The sequence below is a fragment of the Streptococcus sp. 53 genome (genome assembly GCF_013276565.1).
GTDB lineage: Bacteria > Bacillota > Bacilli > Lactobacillales > Streptococcaceae > Streptococcus.
In genome coordinates this window covers 1-19,333 of the sequence record NZ_VMLG01000002.1, presented here as the reverse complement: position 1 = coordinate 19,333, position 19,333 = coordinate 1, and the positions used below count along the sequence as shown (strand labels likewise).

16 protein-coding genes are annotated in these 19,333 nt (G+C 40.8%); 2 read left to right on the top strand and 14 right to left on the bottom strand.

The window, feature by feature from the left end; translation table 11 throughout:
* Positions 1–120: 120 nt before the first annotated feature.
* The 3 genes from HT722_RS00395 to HT722_RS00385 form a co-directional block, all read right to left on the bottom strand.
* A complete protein-coding gene (locus HT722_RS00395) occupies positions 121–1,050 on the bottom strand; it encodes a peptidase U32 family protein (protein ID WP_173276978.1) in 930 nt (309 codons plus the stop codon).
* Positions 1,051–1,629: 579 nt separating this feature from the next.
* Positions 1,630–3,264: a hypothetical protein gene (locus HT722_RS00390; protein ID WP_173276977.1), complete on the bottom strand. Its 1,635-nt coding sequence runs from the start codon at positions 3,262–3,264 to the stop codon at positions 1,630–1,632.
* Positions 3,245–3,994 carry an ABC transporter ATP-binding protein gene (locus HT722_RS00385; RefSeq protein ID WP_173276976.1) on the bottom strand — a complete coding sequence of 250 codons (750 nt, stop codon included), beginning with the start codon at positions 3,992–3,994 and terminating at the stop codon, positions 3,245–3,247. Before HT722_RS00385 ends, HT722_RS00390 begins: the two co-directional genes overlap by 20 nt.
* Positions 3,995–4,173: 179 nt before the next feature.
* On the opposite strand from HT722_RS00385, the gene HT722_RS00380 reads away from it, so the two are divergent.
* Positions 4,174–5,628, top strand: a complete 1,455-nt coding sequence (locus HT722_RS00380) for an alpha-amylase (protein ID WP_173276975.1) — start codon at positions 4,174–4,176, stop codon at positions 5,626–5,628.
* A gap of 160 nt (positions 5,629–5,788) precedes the next feature.
* On the opposite strand, the gene HT722_RS10375 is transcribed toward HT722_RS00380, so the two are convergent.
* From HT722_RS10375 to budA, 11 genes are all read right to left on the bottom strand, one after another.
* Entirely contained in the window at positions 5,789–7,051 is a 1,263-nt protein-coding gene (locus HT722_RS10375; RefSeq protein WP_173276974.1) for an HNH endonuclease, read from the bottom strand.
* A gap of 70 nt (positions 7,052–7,121) precedes the next feature.
* A complete protein-coding gene (gene alaS / locus HT722_RS00370) occupies positions 7,122–9,740 on the bottom strand; it encodes an alanine--tRNA ligase (RefSeq protein ID WP_173276973.1) in 2,619 nt (872 codons plus the stop codon).
* Between the two features lie 21 nt (positions 9,741–9,761).
* Positions 9,762–10,247 (bottom strand): LURP-one-related/scramblase family protein, encoded by a 486-nt coding sequence (locus tag HT722_RS00365; RefSeq protein ID WP_173226696.1) that lies wholly within the window; start codon positions 10,245–10,247, stop codon positions 9,762–9,764.
* A gap of 509 nt (positions 10,248–10,756) precedes the next feature.
* Entirely contained in the window at positions 10,757–11,290 is a 534-nt protein-coding gene (locus HT722_RS00360; RefSeq protein WP_023939759.1) for a DUF5626 family protein, read from the bottom strand.
* Between the two features lie 158 nt (positions 11,291–11,448).
* Positions 11,449–12,519: an ABC transporter substrate-binding protein gene (locus HT722_RS00355; RefSeq protein WP_173276972.1), complete on the bottom strand. Its 1,071-nt coding sequence runs from the start codon at positions 12,517–12,519 to the stop codon at positions 11,449–11,451.
* Positions 12,516–13,289, bottom strand: coding sequence for an ABC transporter permease subunit (locus tag HT722_RS00350; RefSeq protein ID WP_000712740.1), 774 nt, complete (start codon positions 13,287–13,289; stop codon positions 12,516–12,518). Before HT722_RS00350 ends, HT722_RS00355 begins: the two co-directional genes overlap by 4 nt.
* Positions 13,286–14,092 (bottom strand): ABC transporter permease, encoded by an 807-nt coding sequence (locus HT722_RS00345; protein WP_000753806.1) that lies wholly within the window; start codon positions 14,090–14,092, stop codon positions 13,286–13,288. The genes HT722_RS00350 and HT722_RS00345 overlap by 4 nt, the downstream gene beginning before the upstream one ends.
* Positions 14,073–15,230, bottom strand: coding sequence for an ABC transporter ATP-binding protein (locus HT722_RS00340; RefSeq protein ID WP_000742913.1), 1,158 nt, complete (start codon positions 15,228–15,230; stop codon positions 14,073–14,075). Before HT722_RS00340 ends, HT722_RS00345 begins: the two co-directional genes overlap by 20 nt.
* Positions 15,231–15,389: 159 nt before the next feature.
* Positions 15,390–16,295: a UDP-N-acetylmuramate dehydrogenase gene (gene murB, locus HT722_RS00335; RefSeq protein WP_173276971.1), complete on the bottom strand. Its 906-nt coding sequence runs from the start codon at positions 16,293–16,295 to the stop codon at positions 15,390–15,392.
* Between the two features lie 113 nt (positions 16,296–16,408).
* Positions 16,409–17,161 carry a YhfC family glutamic-type intramembrane protease gene (locus HT722_RS00330; protein ID WP_173276970.1) on the bottom strand — a complete coding sequence of 251 codons (753 nt, stop codon included), beginning with the start codon at positions 17,159–17,161 and terminating at the stop codon, positions 16,409–16,411.
* 9 nt (positions 17,162–17,170) lie between these two features.
* Positions 17,171–17,902, bottom strand: a complete 732-nt coding sequence (gene budA, locus HT722_RS00325) for an acetolactate decarboxylase (protein ID WP_000360314.1) — start codon at positions 17,900–17,902, stop codon at positions 17,171–17,173.
* A gap of 141 nt (positions 17,903–18,043) precedes the next feature.
* Here budA and HT722_RS00320 point away from each other — a divergent pair, with 141 nt between their 5' ends.
* Complete coding sequence (locus tag HT722_RS00320) at positions 18,044–19,315, top strand: PLP-dependent aminotransferase family protein (RefSeq protein WP_173276969.1); 1,272 nt, start codon at positions 18,044–18,046, stop codon at positions 19,313–19,315.
* Positions 19,316–19,333: the final 18 nt, after the last annotated feature.

Here is a 19,333-nt window from a genome sequence, read left to right as displayed (position 1 = left end):
TGTATTAAAATTCCCAGTAAACAGAGCATCCTGGCCTACTTATTTTTTGGAAACATTGGAGAATAAGAAAAATTGAGAGAAGAAATTTTAAATCTTCCTTCTCTCAACGAATCATTTGCTTTATTTAACCATGTCAGGATCGTAGTCATAAAATCCTGTATCAAGGAAACGGTTTTTAGGGTGAAGTTTACGAACTTCTTCATCCAGCAAGAAAGCTTGGTCATGGCTAAAGTTGCCCTCTTGAATCAAGCTACGCGCTTGGATAAAGAGTTTTGCAATCTCAACAAAATTCTGACCAGGAGTGTAGAGCCCTTCTAGTTTCCAGTGAGTAAAACCATGCTCCACCAATTCTGTCAATTTGGTCATCAAATCGAGATCATTGTTGGCAAAGATGTGGGTACCATGATTGTCTTCAAAAATGGAATAGTGGCTCTCTGGGTCACTTGGCTCAGCCAAGAAGAGGTCACGCTTGCGCGTCTTTTCATCATCGATATGCGTAAAGTTATAGTAGTTTTGCAAGAGCGGACGTTTAGAATGATGGATGACACTAGCACCGTACACCAAAACTTCAGCAGGAATTTCCAAAATCTCTGGCATTTTGAAGAGTTCAGCCGATGGAATTTCACGCGCCAAAACAGCCTCAGATGCGCCAGCCTTTTGTCCCCAGAAGTTAATCTGACGACTGCTTGTCACCATGGTTGAAGCATCATAGATGGTCTTAAATGAATAACCATCGCGATTGACCACGTAAAAAACGCCTGCATCCCCAATCGTAATGTAATCGGCCTTAATTTCTTCCAAGAAATCGAGGAAGGGCTTAATACGATCCATCATGTCTTGGTGCATAAGGGCATTGACTGCAACAATCAATTCCTTATCAGCATCATGAACCAGCTTAGCGATTTCACGCAATTGGTCATGACTAAAGGTCGTTGGTAGACGAAGGCCAAAATCTTTCTCACCGACATAGATACGGTCTACGCCAGCTTCGAGCAATTGTTTAACTTGTTCAATACTTTCAGCAGTTGCTGTAATGATAATCTTTTCCATAAGAAAAATTATACCATATTTCTCCAAAATGAGCCAAGACTTATCAGAGTTTTACAAATAGGAATTATTTCAGTAACTTCCACTTAACTCACCAAAGTGGAAATTAGTCTAATACTCTTCAAACCACGTCAGCTTTATCTGCAACCTCAAAGCGGTGCTTTGAGCAACCTGAGGCTAGCTTCCTAGTTTGCTCTTTGTTTTGCATTGAGTATAAAACAAATTTTTATAAGATTAACTAGATGAAAGGCAAACCCAGAAGCATAAGAGAGCTCGCCAGTAACTAAGAGAGCTCGCCAGTAACAATGATTTTGTATGCTATCCATAAATAGCAAACATTCTCAAGCTCCATTAATCTTCAAAACATCTTAGATAAAATCTAGTCCAAAATTTAAACAATTGATGCTGTAGGATTTATACATTGTTATAAATTTCTAGTCGTTTTGTTTTTATGATAAGAAAAATGACATAGAAAAACGAGTATCTCTAACTACAGAAATACTCGTTTTTTGATAGTTAGGAGTGATTTTTGCTCAGCTTCATTTCTTTTTATGAAATTTGTCAAGCAAGCGACCAACTATCTCATCTTTTTTCTATTTCTGTCAATATGCGTGACAGGTAGTAATGATAGCCAAAAATAGCAAGACCAAGCAAGAGGATAAGAGCTCCTACTCCCAAGCTAATGGCAAGGATAGGGGAGAGAGACCGAACCAAGAATAAGCTCCCTATTACAAGGGCCATTAAGATAACACTATAAATTAAGAGTAAAACTATTGCTACTATACGATTTGAACGGTTCACCAGGTCCGTAATGTTACTCCAATTGGTTGACAGATTTTTCACGTCCTTAAGGTAATGGTGGCAAGAAAGGATGACACTGGCAAGGATCCAGACTACAAAAAGATAAATCATCGAAAGGATGGGCAAGCCTAGATATAGAGAAAGTCCAAGTAAAGTCAGAACTGGTAAAAAGGACTGGACAGCAAATATAATCCAAAATTTCACTTTCACATAACGAGCAAAGTCAAAGGGTAAACTCTTAAGAAAATTAACATTTTCCCTCTCCAAGGACAAGGCAATTGAATGCAGGCTGGTGATATTGTTATTGACAACTGCTATAAAGAGAACTATAAAAAACAAGGGTAACCAGTATGGAGGATGAATGTCTGGAACTATCTGAGAATCTCGGATTTTGGAAATCAGACCAATCATCATGAGATAAGGAAGGAAAGCACTTGTAAAAAGCACTGTAATCACGCCAGTCCCCTGTCCCAAGAGGGTGAGGTGGTAGCGTAAAACCATACGGAAAAATCCCTTTTTAGTAGTTGAAATCCTCTCCTTACTGCGACGTTCTTTTTTGACCTTCTCCTCACTATTAAGCAGGATAACGTCATAAAAACGAGGAAGGACCTTCTTTTTGGTCAGGTAAAGCAAGAAAACAGTTAAAGCTATCCAAGCGAGCAGACCCAGTATGGCTTCTGTCGAAAAAGGCTCCACTGCTATTTTGTAAAAGATATGAAGAGGATAAAGGAGAAATGGAATGTCTCTAACTTTGTCAACAATACTTCCAAAAGTCGACTGTAGAAAGAGGACAAATATTAAAGGTATGAGAACCCCTATCCCAATCATCACATTCGAAAAAATAGACTGATACTTTCTGAAGACCCTAGTCTGAGCCAAGAAATGTACTGCCACTACCATCACTAAAGTAACAGAGACAAATAATAAGGCCAAGGACAGCAGCATCAAAGGCAAACCCAGCCAAATAGAAGGAGCTAGCCTAATATAGAGGACTAGAAAATAAGCTAGGATTGGTATAATTCCAGTTAGAGCTGGCAAGAGGACAGACAGTCCTTTAGCAATTATAATCTCTGATTCTTTAAAGGCATAGGGCCTATACGATGCCAAGTCCTTACTCTCATAAAAGACATTGTAAAATGCAGTGAAAGAAGTTGAAAAGGCAAGCACCAGTAAAATAGCAACCATGCTACTAAAAAAACTTGGTATTTCCTCAAAAGGAAAACGAAAGGCTATATTTATAAACATGAAAAGCATCAAGAGACTAGAAAAAATGTAAGAACTTAGGACTCTAGCGGAAACATTTACTTTTTTCCCAGGATTCTTAGCCTGCTTCTTTCGTAGGTTAGCCAGATTAGCTTCTTGAGATGAATAGAGGATATTGATATCAACTAATTTTTTAATGACCTTGAGACGCATCTGAAACCTCCTCTTTTCTACCAGCAAGGCTAAGGTAGATACTTTCCAAAGACTGATCTGGATGATCTTTCCTCAAGTTCTCTATGCTACCACAATAAATCAAATGTCCCTTTTTCAAAATGGCAATCCGATCACAGACTTGCTCTGCCACCTCTAGGACATGGGTTGAAAACAAGACTGTCTTGCCTTTTTGTGCATGTTCCTTCATCATCTGCTTCAAATCAAAGGCAGCCTGGGGATCCAAACCAGTCAAGGGTTCGTCCAAAACCCAAATATCGGGATCAGACAAGAGTGCTCCGATGACAAAGACTTTCTGACGCATTCCGTGAGAAAGAGTTTCAATAACCTGATAGCGATTTTCAGCAAAATCAAAAACGTTCAATAGCCTAGCTAGACTAGCCTCCAAGTCAGAGCTAGTCAGATCATAGGATGAGGCAATCAATTCCCAAAATTCATTGGCCGTTAAGCGTAAAAATAAGTCAGGCGAGTCTGCTACGTAGCCAATCTTTCGTTTAATAGCTAAACGATTTTCCGATAACTCCTGACCGTCTACCAGAATACGACCACTGCTGGGAGAAATGATACTGACTAAAGATTTTATAGTGGTCGATTTTCCAGCCCCATTATGGCCAATCAAGCCCATAATCTCCCCATTTTTAATCTGCAAATTGAGATTGCTCAAGGCCTCTTTATCACCATACAACTTACTAACATTTTGAAATTCAATCATGGGATGACTCCTATCTTTATCTATATTACATACTATTATACTAGCACTTTGATACAAAAAAATCAACACTTTATTTTAAGTAGATACAATAGTTTCCTTCTATTCTTACGCAAACGTTTGCGACAAGAGATACTTTATGATAGAATAAAGAACAAGATTGACAAGTAAGAGGAAACATCATGCAAAATCAAACACTCATGCAATACTTTGAATGGTATCTGCCCCACGACGGTCAGCACTGGACGCGTCTAGCTGAAGATGCTCCACACCTAGCTGATCTCGGTATCAGTCATGTCTGGATGCCACCAGCTTTCAAGGCTACCAATGAAAAAGATGTTGGCTATGGAGTCTATGACTTATTTGACCTTGGAGAGTTCAACCAAAAAGGGACTGTCCGCACTAAGTATGGTTTTAAAGAAGACTATCTTCAAGCCATTCAAGCCCTAAAAGCACAGGGAATCCAGCCTATGGCCGATGTGGTACTCAACCACAAGGCTGCTGCTGATCACAGGGAAGCCTTTCAGGTCATCGAAGTGGATCCTGTAGACCGTACAGTTGAACTCGGAGAACCCTTCACCATCAATGGCTGGACTAGCTTTACCTTCGATGGTCGCCAAGATACCTACAATGACTTCCACTGGCACTGGTACCACTTCACAGGTACTGACTATGATGCCAAACGCCGTAAGTCTGGGATTTATCTGATTCAAGGGGACAACAAGGGTTGGGCAAATGAGGAATTGGTCGATAATGAAAACGGTAACTATGACTACCTCATGTATGCCGACCTAGACTTTAAACATCCTGAAGTCATCCAAAATATCTATGACTGGGCTGATTGGTTCATGGAAACGACTGGTGTAGCTGGTTTCCGCTTGGATGCCGTTAAGCACATTGACTCTTTCTTTATGAGCAATTTTATCCGCGATATGAAGGAAAAATATGGTCAAGATTTCTATGTTTTCGGTGAATTCTGGAATCCAGACAAGGAAGCCAATCTGGACTATCTCGAAAAAACGGAAGAACGCTTTGACCTTGTCGATGTTCGTCTCCACCAGAATCTCTTTGATGCTAGCCGAGCAGGTTCCAACTATGACCTTCGTGGCATTTTTACAGATAGCTTGGTTGAACTCAAACCTGACAAGGCTGTAACCTTTGTCGACAACCACGATACCCAACGAGGTCAGGCTCTTGAGTCTACTGTTGAAGAATGGTTCAAACCAGCGGCCTATGCCCTCATTCTGTTACGCCAAAATGGCCTTCCATGTGTCTTTTACGGCGACTACTATGGGATTTCAGGGCAAGATGCTCAACAAGATTTCAAAGAAGTCCTTGACCGCCTCCTAACCATCCGAAAAGATTTGGCCTATGGAGATCAAACAGACTACTTTGATGACCCTAACTGTATCGGTTGGGTACGTTCAGGTGCTGAACATCAATCCCCAATCGCAGTCCTTATCTCAAATGACCAAGAAAACAGCAAGTCAATGTTTGTCGGCCAAGAATGGGCTAACCAAACTTTCGTAGATTTACTTGGAAATCACCAAGATCAAGTTACAATCGATGAGGAAGGTTATGGACAATTCCCTGTCTCAGCTAGATCTGTAAGTGTCTGGGCAGCCAATACAATCTAACAGACAATAATAATCAAGCCAAGTCCAAGCGGATTTGGCTTTTTTGGTATGAAAAAGACCTACCCAAATGGATAGATCTTTAAACAACCTATATTTTTGTTAAAAATTATATCACTAATTGACACGTTCTGTTCTCAAACATTATAATTTTCATCTAAATCTATAAAATTTTATCTGATTTTGTTCTATTACATTTCCAACATAATGTTTGTAAATTACTTTCCGTAGACATTCCACCCTTTGAAACTGGAATAATATGATCCACTTCTAGCAATAATAAATCTTGTTGAGCAGTAGATGCTCCGCAATATTGGCAAGTATAACAGTCCCTTTCTTTGACATACTCACGTAATTTTTTAGTCATTAATGCACGTTGAGCTTTAGCACTTTTCTTATACTTAACTTGCTCATCCATATAAGTAATTAATAATTCAATTATTTCCTCATTTAGTGTAATTGAAGTAACTTGACTAGAATTACCACCTGCACTAACATATTGAAAAGTATAGGTAGGAAAATTAAAATTAATTTGGGGAACTTCAATGTTGATATAATATAAAAATTCTTCTTTATAATACTTTAAAATAAACTGTGGAGGATTTAAACTATTTAAAATTCTTGCCAATCTATTATCAAGATTCTCTTTAGCATTAAGAAATCGTGATACTTGTTCACCAATTTCTTGAATACGCTGTAGATTTTCTTCGTTAGGCTTAAAATCAAAATACTTACATAAATACTTAAAAGGTTCTAACTCTGCATTTCTAACAACTTGTAGTGAAGCATTATAAACATATTTAGATTGATAATCAATAACGTTCCTATCACGTTGAATATTATACAAACTTGTATTTTGTCCTTTAGCTACATGAGCATACTTATATTTATCAAAACTTGTAGATTGTAAGCTTACCTCATCAAACTTCTCAACATATTTAGCTATTTCATTATATTCTGTAACAAAAGAATCGATTTGTATTTTATTCCGAATAAATTCATCACTTAAAAAGTAATGTTTTTTCATATTATATCGAACAAGCCTATAAATTAAATAAATCCAACCAATCCAAGGAATAAAGAACGCAACAATAAACTTGAGAATTTCATTATTTTTTCTTTTGAATTTATTTAATTTAATTTTATTTCGCTCTTCTTCTATTACACTTATTGGTATTTCAATCGATGAGTATATTTCATCTATCGGTTTATTTATTGTATCTCTGTTACTATTAACAGCTATAGCTTTTTTACTATCTTTAATATACAACCAATAGAAAAGGAAAGTAAATACGGAACTAAAAATAATTTGAGATATAAATTGTTGGAAGCCTAGCTGGTCAATAATTTTTTTGGAATCAAATACAAATCCAATTGTTCCCATACCAAAAAATATACTTAAAGCAACATAAATTTTTCTTTTCATAAGAATACTCTCTTAACAATATCTTTTCAACTCTTAATTTTTAAAATTATCAAAGAATTAATAATCGAGTTTACAATTTACCTGCTACGGCATCCAACAATTCTTGGATCTTAGCTTGGTTGCTTCCTCCTGCCATGGCCATGTCTGGTTTACCACCACCACGTCCATCGACGATTGGTGCCAATTCTTTGACAAGGTTTCCTGCATGAAGGTCTTTTGTCTTGCTTGCTACAAGGACATTGACTTTGTCACCGATAGCGGCAACTAGAACAAGAAGATCAGAGTAGTCTTTTTGTTTCCAATTATCCGCAAAAGTACGAAGGGCACTAGCGTCAGATACAGATACTTGACTAGCAATGTAACGGTGACCATTGACTTCCTTCACATCCTTGAAGATATCGCCTGCGGCTGCAGCTGCGGCCTTTTCTTTCAATTCAGCATTTTCTTTTTGCAATTGACGAAGTTGTTCTTGAAGTCCTTCTACCTTGTGAGGTACTTCCTTGACTTGAGGTGATTTCAAGGTTGCTGCGACAGCTTTAAGAGCGTCTTCTTGTTCACGGTAAGCTTCAAAGGCTTCCTTACCAGTCACTGCCAAGATACGGCGAGTTCCTGATCCGATCCCTTCTTCTTTGACAATCTTGAAGAGGCCAATTTCAGAAGTGTTGCCAACGTGGGTACCACCACAAAGCTCGATAGAGTAGTCACCGATTGTAACAACACGGACTTCCTTGCCGTATTTCTCACCAAAGAGGGCCATCGCTTCCATTTCCTTGGCAGTGTCAATATCTGTTTCAACTGTCTTCACTTCAAGTGCTTCCCAGATTTTTTCATTGACTTGCTGTTCAATAGCACGCAATTCTTCTGCAGTTACTGCTTGGAAGTGGGTAAAGTCAAAGCGAAGGAATTCAACTTCGTTAAGAGATCCTGCTTGTGTTGCGTGGTTTCCAAGGATATTGTGAAGGGCAGCGTGAAGCAAGTGAGTCGCAGTATGGTTTTTCATGACACGGTGACGACGATTTGTATCAATTGCCAAGGTATATTCTTGGTTCAAAGCAAGTGGTGCATGGACTTCAACTGTATGAAGAGCTTGACCATTTGGGGCTTTCTGAACATTGGTCACAGTAGCCACAACCTTACCTGACTCATCCAAAATTTGTCCATGGTCAGCGACCTGTCCACCCATTTCAGCATAGAATGGCGTTTCCGCAAAGATAAGAGAGGCAGTTCCTTCTGATACAGCTTCTACTTCTGCATTGTCAGCCACGAGAGCCACCAATTTAGAAGACAATTGGCTAGCATTGTAGTTGAAGACACTTTCTACAGTGATGTTTTGAAGGGTTTCATTTTGCATACCCATTGAGCCACCCTTGACAGCTGACGCACGCGCGCGTTCTTGCTGTTCTTTCATGGCTGCTTCAAAACCTTCACGGTCTACAGTCATACCAGCTTCTTCAGCGATTTCTTCAGTCAATTCAACTGGGAATCCATAAGTGTCGTAAAGTTTAAAGACATCTGAACCAGCGATGACAGATTGACCTTTTTCTTTCAAGTCAGCTACAATGCCTTGGGCAAAGTGTTGACCTGAGTGAAGGGTACGAGCAAATGATTCTTCTTCGCTCTTAACGATTTTTTCGATAAAGTCACGTTTTTCAAGCACTTCTGGGTAGTAGCTTTCCATGATTTTTCCAACGGTTGGAACGAGTTTGTAAAGGAAAGGCTCGTTGATTCCCAATTTTTGACCATGCATAGACGCACGACGGAGCAGACGACGAAGGACATAACCACGACCTTCATTTCCTGGAAGGGCACCATCACCGATGGCAAATGAGAGTGAACGGATGTGGTCTGCGATAACTTTAAAGCTCATGTTGTCGCCATCTTGGTCATAGACCTTACCAGACAATTTCTCCACTTCACGGATGATCGGCATGAAGAGGTCCGTTTCAAAGTTGGTCTTAGCCCCTTGGATAACCGCCACCAAACGCTCCAAACCAGCGCCCGTATCAATGTTCTTGTGTGGCAGTTCCTTGTATTCGCTACGAGGAACAGCAGGGTCTGCGTTAAATTGTGACAAAACGATGTTCCAGATTTCAATATAACGGTCGTTTTCAATATCTTCTGCAAGCAGGCGAAGACCGATATTTTCTGGGTCAAAAGCCTCTCCACGGTCAAAGAAAATCTCTGTATCTGGTCCAGAAGGTCCCGCACCGATTTCCCAGAAGTTGTCCTCGATTGGAATCAAGTGACTTGGATCCACTCCCACTTCAATCCAGCGGTTGTAAGAATCTTTATCATCTGGATAGTAAGTCATGTAAAGTTTTTCAGCAGGGAAATCAAACCACCCAGGGCTTGTCAAAAGCTCGTAAGCCCAAGTGATGGCTTCGTCACGGAAGTAATCCCCGATAGAGAAGTTCCCCAACATTTCAAACATGGTATGGTGACGTGCAGTCTTCCCTACGTTTTCGATGTCGTTGGTACGGATAGCCTTTTGGGCATTGGTAATACGTGGATTTTCAGGGATAATGGTCCCGTCAAAGTATTTCTTAAGGGTTGCTACCCCAGAGTTGATCCACAAAAGTGTAGGGTCATTTACAGGAACCAAGCTCACTGATGGTTCTACTGAGTGACCTTTGGTCGCCCAGAAATCAAGCCACATTTGGCGTACTTGTGCACTAGATAGTTGTTTCATATTGTCTCCTTATTTACTTGTTTAATGTGATTGGCTTTCCAGCATTTCCACATAGTCAATCGCAACACAGAGGGAAATGACTAGATCTGCATAATCGTCCTCAAGAACCGTTACGGTATAGGTAGAGGTCAGATGGAAGAGTTCCTTCTTAATTTCTGCAATCAGCTGATCGCGATCATCTAGCAATTTGAAATTCAAATCCCATATATTGCCCTCGATACGAAGACCTAGATTATCAAACTCATACTTATCTCGCCAGAAGGTCAACTTCTTACGAATGACAAAACTCGAGCCATCCTGAAGCTGAATCTCAAAACGAGGTAGTAAGGTTAAGATTTCTTTACTGATCTGACTAACCTGTTCACCATTAGCATCATAGATGATAAAAGTTTTGGGAATTTTAAAAAATGATCCCTCCACCTGATAGGCTATTTCTCCCCTGTCATCCTTGATAGCGAAGCGTTCGCCTCCAAGACGAAACTTTTGTTTGACAAGAAATGTTTTCATCAACACCTCCAAAAATCAAAAGACAAGCTCATATCACGAAGGGCGAAAAACCGCGGTACCACCTTCATTCAATGAACTTGTCATTCTCTTGTTCTTATGCAATTGTATGATTGAGTAGCATGACTTCCTAGCTTAGATGGCTCGCAGCACCGCCATTTCTCTGGACTAAGACAAGTGAAAATCAATTCTCAACTCTCTTATTATAACGTTTTTTTAAGTCTGCGTCAACTGGAAATGATTCCTATTTAAATAACCCATTCCCTACATCTCAGATTACTTTTTCAGAATATACTTTTTCTTACTGCCATTTTTCTTTTTATCCCAACTTTTATCCCAAGTTTTTGAATATTTCATAATAAAAGACACCAAATTATTTAATTTTGGTGTCTTTATCTGCTCTCTAAATATTTTAAATTGTTTATTTCTTAAGATTTTTTACTATTAAAAAAATGATGATTAGAAAGAGAGTTATAGTAAGAGCGACTGTCATCAAACCAAACATTCCCATTTTACTTCACCAGTGTAACTAGATAGTCTGCGTCGAGCTCTGCTCGAAGAGCTCCGTCCCAACTTGGGCCGTTAATCCAAGGAACACTGAGTTGAAATGTGAAATATGCTGTTGCTCTCCTATTACTTTCATGCACTAAATTTGCGGAGTTTGTGCCTACTAGATGGAAATACCATAAATCATATGCGCTGGTAATGTTACGAGTATCTATTGTGATATAGAAGCCACAGTTAAATATCCCGCGTCTGTAACTTATATGATAAGTTCCGTTACTAGCTTTTTCACTACCAACTTGTGCCCATCTAAAACTGGTTCTAGGTCTGTCAGCAACCTTTGTAACGGTAATTACATTTTCTTCCCCAGAATTATCTGTAAATACTTGTGTAGCAGAATCCCCGACTTTCATTACTAAAGATGTTCTTGTTTCATAACTACCGTTATTGTCAATATTTTCATCTGCCTTTGTAGTTGAAAATGTTGTTAAAAACAATAAACTAGCAACTGCTGTTAAGAAAATCATAAACTTCTTTTTCATGATTTATTCCTCCTATCTTTTTTAAAAGCATAGAATATTTAGAGAGTTTCTTGTGTTTGTGTTTACGCTTACATTATACCATAAAATATTGTTATTGCAAAGAAAAAGAGTTAAAAAAACGAACCAGCTTGACTGATTCGTTTTCTTATGTTCCACTCCTACTTCCGATACATTTTAAACTGTAGGAAGAGGTCGCTATATTTTCCTGTCCATTTATGGTCAAATTTCTCATAAACTTCCAGGTGTTTCATGGTTTCAGCATCAGGATAGAAGGCCTTGTCTTCTTTTTTCTCCTCTGGGAGCAGTTCCTTAGCTGGTAAGTTTGGTGTTGAATAGCCGACATACTCCGCATTTTTAAGAGCATTTTCGGGTTTCAACATAAAGTTGATAAAGGCATAGGCTGCGTCTTGGTTTTTGACTGTTTTGGGAATGACCATATTGTCAAACCAAAGGTTGCTGGCCTCTGTCGGTACCACATAGCGTAGATTTTCATTTTTTTCTAGCATTTGGCTGGCTTCACCAGAGAAGGTCACACCGATTGCAGCATTGTTCTGAATCATGTAACCCTTCATCTCATCCGCAACAATAGCCTTGATATTTGGAGTCAATTTGTAGAGTTTGTCTACTGTCTCTTCCAACTGCTGGGGATCCTTTGAGTTAAGGCTGTAGCCAAGAGAGTTAAGCCCTAGTCCCAATACCTCACGCGCCCCATCAAAGAGCATGATAGAGTTCTTATACTCTGGCTTCCAGAGGTCATCCCAATGCTCAGGCACTTCATCGACCATAGTTTCATTGTAGACAATTCCCAGTGTTCCCCAGAAGTAAGGAATAGAGAATTTATTACCTGGATCAAAGGATTGGTTGAGAAACTCTGGTCCGATATTTTCGATTCCTTCAAGTTTTGAATAATCAAGTGGCACCAAAAGGTCTTCGTCCTTCATCTTGTTAATCATGTACTCACTTGGGATGGCAATATCATAAGTCGTTCCACCCTGCTTAATCTTGGTATACATGGCTTCGTTGGAATCAAAGGTCTCATACTGGACTTGGATTCCTGTTTCTTCTGTGAATTGCTCCAAGAGTTCTGGATCGATATAGTCTCCCCAGTTGTAGATAACCAGTTTTTGACTATCTCGGCTATTGATTTTACTATCGAGATGAGTCGCAATTCCCCACAAGACAAGGATAATGGCTACAATTCCTGCTAAAAATGAATAGAGTTTTTTCATGCTTGCTCCTCCTTCTCACGTGAGATAAAGTAATATCCAACAACTAGGATAATACTAAAGAGAAAGACAAGGGCAGACAGGGCATTGATTTCTAGCGAAATCCCCTTGCGAGCTCGAGAGTAAATCTCGACTGAGAGGGTTGAAAAGCCATTTCCCGTTACAAAGAAGGTCACGGCAAAGTCATCTAGCGAATAGGTGAAGGCCATGAAATAACCTGCAATGATAGACGGTGTCAGGTAAGGAAGCATGATTTCCTTGAACATCTGAAATTGACTGGCTCCCAAGTCGTAAGCCGCATGAATCATGTCGCCATTCATTTCCTTGAGTCGAGGCAAGACCATCAAGACCACGATAGGAATGGAGAAGGCCACGTGACTGGAAAGAACTGTCAAGAATCCAAGTGAAAACTTGAGTTGGGTAAAGAGAATCAAGAAGCTAGCACCAATCATAACATCAGGAGCAACCATGAGGATATTATTGAGGGAAAGAAAGGCTTCTTGGTATTTCTTACGAGACTGATAAATGTAAATAGCACCGAAAGTCCCGATAATGGTCGCTATCAAGGCTGACAGAAAGGCCAAGAAAAAGGTCTGAGTCACAATCAACATGAGACGACCATCGCCAAACATGGTTTTAAAATGGCTCAAACTAAAGCCTGTAAAGCTGTTCATGTCGTTGCCTGCATTAAAGGCGTAGCCAATCAAGTAAAAGATTGGCAGGTAGAGGACAAGAAAGACCAGTCCCAGATATAGATTGGCAAATTTTTTCATCGTTCTCTCCTTTCCTTGGTCACCCACATGGTGATGAACATGGTCAGAATGAGAATCACACCGATGGTTGAACCCATACCGTAGTTGTCATTGGTCAGGAAGTTCTGCTCAATGGCTGTCCCCAAGGTGATAACGCGGTTCCCACCAATCAAACGGGTCAGCATGAAGAGACTCAAGCTTGGAATAAAGACCGACTGAACTCCACTTCGCACGCCGTTCATCGATAAAGGGAAGATGACATGACGGAAGGTCTCCCACTTGGTCGCACCGAGGTCATAGCTGGCATTGATGAGATTGTTATCCATATCGTCCAAGACATTGAAAATCGGCAAAATCATAAAGGGAAGCTCGATGTAGCTTGCGACAAAGATGAAGGAGAAATCGGTAAAGAGCAATTGCTGTGAACCGATTCCGATAAATTCCAAGAATTGGTTAATAGAGCCATTCTGACCAAAAATCCCGATAAAAGCATAGGCTTTAAGGAGCAAATTGATCCAAGTAGGCAGGATAATCAGCATAAGCCAGAGTTGACGGTGCTTGAGACGGGTCAAAAAGAGGGCTGTTGGATAGCTGATAAGCAAGGTCACAAAGGTCACAATTCCTGCATAGAGTACAGAGTTGAAACTCATTTTTAGGTAGGTCAAGTTTTGTGACGCAAAATAGGACTTATAATTTTCTAAACTGAATTGTCCTTCAATGTTGAAAAAGGATTGACCGAAAATCAAGACCAAGGGTGCCAACACAAAGAGGACAATCCAGAGCATATAGGGCACTACAAAGAGTTTAGAGCTTGTTTTCTTCATCTCTTTCCTCCTCGATTGCATTGATCAGACCTGCTTCTTGCTCTTCGATTTCTACGTATTCTTCGATACGAGCATCAAACTCTTCTTCGGTTTCGTTGAGACGCATGATGTGGATGTCTTCTGGTTCAAAGTCCAGACCGATTTCCTCACCCACGATGGCCTTACGAGTCGAGTGGATCATCCATTCATTTCCAAGTTCGTCATAGGCAATAATCTCGTAGTGAACCCCACGGAAGAGCTGGGTATCCACCTTAACTTGGAGCTTGCCTTCTTCAGGAAGGGTAATGCGCAAGTCCTCTGGACGAATAACAACCTCAACAGGTTCATTTGGTTTCATCCCCCCATCGACCGCTTCAAAGCGTTTGCCGTTAAACTCAACCAAGTAGTCCTCAATCATGGTTCCTGGCAAGATATTTGACTCACCGATAAAGGTCGCAACAAAATGGTTAATCGGCTCATCGTAGATGTCCACAGGTGTTCCAGACTGGACAATCTCGCCATCATTCATAACGAAAATCCAGTCACTCATGGCCAGAGCTTCTTCCTGATCGTGAGTGACAAAGACAAAGGTAATGCCCAATCGTTGTTGCAGTTCACGCAGTTCATACTGCATGTCTGTTCTTAATTTCAAGTCCAGCGCTGACAAAGGCTCGTCCAGCAAAACCACACGGGGTTGATTGATGATGGCACGGGCAATAGCCACACGCTGACGTTGTCCTCCAGAAAGTTTACGGATAGAACGTTTTTCGTAACCTTCCAACTGAACCATCTTGAGAACTTCCGCTACGCGCTGCTCGATTTCTTTCTTGTCAATTTTACGCAAGCGAAGTGGAAAGGCAACATTTTCAAACACATTCATATGTGGGAACAAGGCATAGGATTGAAAGACGGTATGGACGTCTCGCTTGTTGGTTGGGATATCATTAATTCGGACACCGTCTAGCATGATATCTCCTGTCGTCGCATCTAGTAAACCTGCAATGATGTTTAGGATAGTTGATTTTCCTGAACCAGATGCGCCTAGAAGAGTATAAAATTTCCCCTCTTCCAACTCAAAGTTGATATCTTTGAGAACCTTGGTGTTGCTGTCTTCAAAAACTTTTGAGACGTTTTTGAATTCAATAATTGGTTTTTTCAATTGTCATTTATTCCTTCTTTTTCATAGATTAACAGATCAGGGCTCTGTCAGGCCGCTACTACCTCGTGTAGGAGATTGAACTGCCTACATTCTTCTGCACTAACGATAGGCTTTCACCTCCTTTCCATGACATAGCAGCAGCTTTTCAACTAAAGTGTCCTACTTGCTTTCACCTAAAATACGGACTTCTCTTTCAAGCGTGATACCTGAGTGTTCCTTGACTTTTTCGATAACAGACTCAATCAAGTCCTCGTAGTCTTTGGCCGTTCCGTCAGCAACATTGATCATAAATCCTGCGTGCTTTTCAGACACTTCAACACCACCGATACGATAGCCTTTCAAGCCAGCTTCTGAAATTAACTGACCTGCAAAATGCCCGACTGGACGCTTAAATACCGAACCACAGGATGGGTATTCCAAAGGTTGCTTGAGTTCACGTAAGTGCGTCAAGCGGTCCATTTCTTGCTTGATAACCTGATGGGTTCCTGGAGCAAGGGCAAATTTAGCTGACAAGACAACTGCACCAGACTCTTGAATGGCTGAGTGGCGGTAACCAAAAGCCAAATCTTTGGCAGACAGGGTCTCGATTTCTCCATCCTTGGTCAAGACCTTACAAGACTGCAAGATATGGGCAATCTCACCACCATAGGCACCTGCATTCATAAAGACAGCACCGCCAACGCTTCCTGGAATGCCACAAGCAAACTCAAAACCAGTCAAACTATGACGAAGCGCAATGCGAGTTGTTTCAATCAAGTTGGCACCAGCTTCTGCTTCAATGGTATAGCCATCAACGGAAACGTTATTGAGCTTGTCACACAAGATGACAAATCCACGAATCCCACCATCACGAACAATGATGTTGCTAGCATTTCCAAGAACCATCCAAGGGATATTTTCTTGATTAGCAAATTTGACAAGGCGCGCCAACTCAAAACGATTTCGTGGAAAGACCAAATAATCGGCCTCTCCACCTACTTTTGTATAACTATAGCTATGCAAGGGTTCCTGAAAACGTATATCAATTCCTTCTAAGATTTCAAGCATTTTTTCTCTTACAGACATGTCACTCTTCCTTTTACAAAATTCATTCCATTATACCATTTTTAGAGACATTTGACGACCCTAAAAAGACCTTGTTTGAATTTTGCATAAGAAAAAGAGGTTTCCCCCTTTTCTTATAATTTTTTACAAAAGATTGCCTTGGTTCCATAGGCAACCAGAACGAGCTCTAATGCTAGGACAGTTTCCACCAAGACTGGATTTGTCAACCAGCCAACTTGGACTAGAGATGGTGCCAGATCAAAGAAGGCATGTAGGCCATAGGCTGCTAGGAGATAAATCCATTTCTTCTGGCGAACAGCTTGGTAAACCCAAACAGTCAAGAGTAATTGGAAACCTAGGGCCAAGATTCGCTCAAAACCAAGCAAATAAATCTGCCAGACTGATAGCGACTGGATAGTTTTCAACATATTTTCAGACAGCAATTTCATAACCTGTGGATCCTGAGTTTGAACTGCCGAAAGCACGAAGTAGAGATTGAGTAAACTAGTAAGGCCTAGGAAAATTAATTCCAAGCCACCATGCCCCAGTCCATAAGCCAAGGCATCTGCCTTTTCCAAACTTCTCTTTTTCTCCAACCATTTGAAGAAAATAAGACGAGCAGTTTCCTCAAAAAATGCTGCCATGGCTAGTCCATAGATGATATAGACAAGCGGATGGTCTTGCAAGAGGGCAATACTGCCGTCTTTTTGAGGATGCAAAAATAAGATATGCACCAGTTTTTCCAAAATCTGTGAAGAGACAAAGAAAGCGACAGCCCCCAAGCCCAAGACAGCTAGATTGATCTGGTATTTCTTTTTGGCATACCAAACGCTTCCTATCAAGAAAGCCAGCAACAGCACCATGGTAATGATAATATGAATGGTCATTTTCTTCTCCTATTCCGCCTTTTCAATATCTTTTTTCATCTCGTCAACATTGAACTTAGCAAACAAGTATTGACGATCTTGGACTGGGAAACGTTGGTCCAACTGGTCAACCGCTCCCACCTCGATAATCCCTTCCTTGATGACAAAGTCCATGACATGCCCACCGAAGGTCAAGTCATCTGAGATGAAGTGGAGATGATAGCCTGCCACACTGACACCATGAAAAATCTCTGGCGTCCAGAAACCAACGATGGTTCCCGCCACATTGTCACGACTATATTCCGGTTGATGGGTTGCGACCTCAGCAAACTTGGTATCTGGTGTCGACTTAGGAATCATGCGCACATGCATATGCGAAAATTCCCCACGAATCTTGATAGAGCGGAAAAGATTTTCCCCATCATAATAAGACTCGATTCGTTCTTCCAATTCCTTGTCCGTCATCTCAAAGCGCTGGCGGAAAATGACCTCTGCCTGATGTGGTACTACTGCTGCATAAGGAATAAGGGCATCTGGTGATACTTCTACAATCTCTGGTTGCTCTCCTGATCCCTTGGCCTGATAGGCCTTGCCATCTAAGACAATCAATTCTCCATCAATAGAATCCAAGGTTCCCAAACCAAGGTCACCATGTTCTAGCAATTCTCCTACTGTCATAGTACCACCATAAAGGCCAGCCATCAAGGCTCCAAGGGTATTGTATTGAAATAATTTCACTGGTTCCTGCACGTTCTTATCCATTCACTTTCTTGTCTGTTATTCTATAAATCTTACTCCTAAGTATACCACATTTGCCCCTAGATGTGAACGAGAGAAACACCCTAGACATTGCCAAGAAAGAAAAAAAAGGGTACAATGTAACAAAATCAAGGGAGGTTTGGAATGAAGAAACAAAGCAAGTACCAAGAGGTCGTTTCCTATCTAAAAAACGGTATCGAGTCTGGACGTTTTCCGACGGGTAGCCGCCTGCCTTCTATCCGTCAACTGAGCCTTGACTTTCATTGTAGCAAGGACACTATTCAACGCGCCCTACTGGAATTACGGCACGAACAATACCTCTATGCCAAGCCCCAGAGTGGCTACTATGTCCTAGAACAAGGGCAACACCAGGACCTAGAAATTGAGGTTACCGACGAACATGCCAGCGCCTATGACGATTTCCGACTCTGTGTCAATGAAACCTTGATTGGCCGGGAAAACTACCTCTTCAACTACTATGACAATCAAGAAGGATTAGAAGACTTAAGGCAATCCATTCATAAACTCCTCTTTGACCAAGCTCTCTACTGCAAGGCTGATCAACTGGTACTGACTTCTGGCACCCAACAAGCCTTATTTATCCTCTCTCAAATTTCCTTTCCCAGTCAAGCTAAAGAAATCTTGGTGGAACAGCCGACCTACCATCGAATGAATCGCCTCTTGATTGCTCAGGGATTAGACTATCAAACGATTGAACGAGGCATTGATGGGATTGACTTGAAGGAGCTGGAGCGACACTTCAAGACAGGAAAAATTAAGTTTTTCTACACCATTCCTCGATTTCACTATCCTCTGGGGCATTCCTATTCAGAGCAGGACAAACAGGCTATTCTTAACTTAGCTACCAAGTATGGTGTTTATATCGTAGAGGACGACTATCTAGGTGATTTGGATTCCAAGAAGGGCCAGACCTTCCACTATCTGGATACAGAAGAGCGCGTCATTTATATCAAGTCCTTCTCAACCAGCCTCTTTCCAGCCCTGCGGATTACGGCACTCATTCTTCCAAATGCTATCAAAGAAGCCTTTGTGGCCTACAAAAATATCCTAGATTACGACAGCAACCTCATTATGCAAAAGGCCCTGTCACTCTATATTGACAGTCAATTGTTTGAGAAAAACCGTCTTGCTCGCTTATCCAATCAGGAAGACTACCAAAAACAAATCGAGGAAAGACTAGCTAACACTCCTTGCCCCCTTCCTCATTATCCCCTTCACGATGGTTTGCTACTAGACCTGAGACAGTATCCTAAAATCGCTAGTCTCAAACACAGCCAGCTGGGCTTGGACTTCTTTGAAGAGGCTTACTTGGATGCCTGTCCTTATCAATTTGCCAAGGTGTCCTTAGACAATCTGGAAAAGGTTTTAAACTATTTAAAAGCAGAATTGGAATGATGAACTGCACCCCAAAAG